Here is a 1,869-nt window from a genome sequence, read left to right as displayed (position 1 = left end):
TGGGGGTGATCAGTCGGTGGTCGGTGACGGTCTGTGCGCCGGCGCCGTGGGGGAACATGCCCATGACGCGGTCGCCTGGGCGGACGTTGGTGACGTCGTCGGCGATTTCGGTGACGATGCCGGCGCCTTCACTCGCCAAGAGCGCATCGCCCGGATACATCCCCAGCGTGATCAGGACGTCGCGGAAGTTGAGGCCGATGGCGCGGACGTCGATGCGGACCTGCCCGGGCGCGAGCTCTTCGGGCAGATCGGGATTGGGCAGGAGCGCCAGGTTGTCCAGCGTGCCGGGGGCTGTCTTGTCCAGTCGCCAATTCGGGTCGGCCGGAATCGTCAGCTGACCGTCCACGCGGTCGGTCGACCGCACCAGCCTGGGCGCGAGGAACTGGCCATGACGTACGGCGAGTTGGGGCTCATCCGTGGCGATGACGGCGGCCAGGTGTGAGGTGTCGGCTGGGTCGTCGGTGTCGAGGAGGTGGATGCGGCCGGGGTTCTCGTTCTGTGCGGTCCGCACCAGACCCCACAGGGGGGCTTGGGTGAGGTTGATGTCCTCGGCCGGGCTGGTGGCCACGGCGTGCTGGGTGAGGACGACCAGGCTACGGTCGGTCGTTTCGTTGGCGGCCAGCCATGACTGCAGGTGGGTGAGGAGCGCCTCGATCGCTGCGTGAGCGGCTGCCGGGCCTTCGCTGTCCTCGCCGATGCCCGGGATGTAGACATCGACTTCGTCGAGGTCGACCTCGCCCGTGATTGCCTCGGTGGGCTTCCAGGTCATGTGGAAGAGGCTGTTGCGGGTGTCGCTGCCGGTGCCGGTGACCAGCGCAATGGGGTCGATCGGGCGGGTGGTGAGGGTGGTGATGGTGGCGACGGGTGTGCCGGTGGGGTCCCAGGCTTGTATGGATATGTCGTTGTCGGTGGTGGTGAGGGTGACGCGTAGGTGGGTGGCGTTGGTGGCGTGGAGGGTGACGCCGGTCCAGGCGAATGGCAGGCGGGTTTCGCTGGTGTCTGTGGTCTGGGTGGTGAGGGCGAGGGGGTGGAGGGCGGCGTCGAGGAGGGCGGGGTGGATGGTGTGGCCGGCTGGGTCGGCGCTGTCGGGCAGGGTGATCTCGGCGTGGAGAGTGCCGTCGGCCTGCTCCCACATGGAGGTGACGCCCTGGAAGGCGGGCCCGTAGTCGTAGCCGTGGTCGGCCAGTTGGGTGTAGAGGTCGGCGGTGTCGACGGGGGTGGCGTTGGCGGGCGGCCATTGGGTGAGGGGCTGGGCTGACTGCTCTGCGGTGGTGAGGGTGCCGGTGGCGTGGCAGGTCCACGGCTCGGTGTCGTTGTCCGGGTCGTTGATGTGCGGGCGGGAGTGGATCACGATCCGCCAGCCGTTGGTCTCCGGGGTTGTCGTTACTTGGAGGTCGCGGCTCGATGTGTCGTCGAGGATGAGGGGGGTGTGGAGGGTGAGTTCGTCGAGGTGGTGGGCGCCGGTGTGGTCGCCGGCGTGGAGGGCCAGGTCGACCAGGGCGGTCCCGGGCAGCAGGACGGTGCCTGCGACGGCGTGGTCGGCGAGCCAGGGGTGAGTGCTGAGGCCGACACGGCCGGTGAACACCGTTGACGCACCAGACGATTCGGCGGCTGTAGCGATGCCACCCGCGCCGGCGAGCTGCACAGTGGCGGCGAGCAGGGGATGCGGGCTGCTGGCCAGGCCGAGGTCGGTGGCGTCGGTGAGCTGGGCAGGGGCTTGGAGCCAGTAGGGCTGGTGTTGGAAGGGGTAGGTGGGCAGGTCGAGATGTTCCGATGGTTCTTCCCGTTGGGGGAGGTGGGGGGTGAGGTTGATGGTGTGGTGGTGGGTGTGGAGGGTGGTGAGGGTGGCGAGGTGGGTGTGGGTTTCGT

1 protein-coding gene is annotated in these 1,869 nt (G+C 68.8%); it reads right to left on the bottom strand.

From position 1 onward, the window contains the following. Positions 1-1,869, bottom strand: a 1,869-nt coding sequence (locus ACWD0J_RS41230; protein ID WP_451500998.1) for a polyketide synthase dehydratase domain-containing protein, incomplete at both ends; no start/stop codon positions are given.

The organism is Streptomyces sp. NPDC003011 (assembly GCF_053591515.1).
Note: the sequence above shows the minus strand (reverse complement) of the source record. Positions and strands in the feature narration are given on the sequence as shown.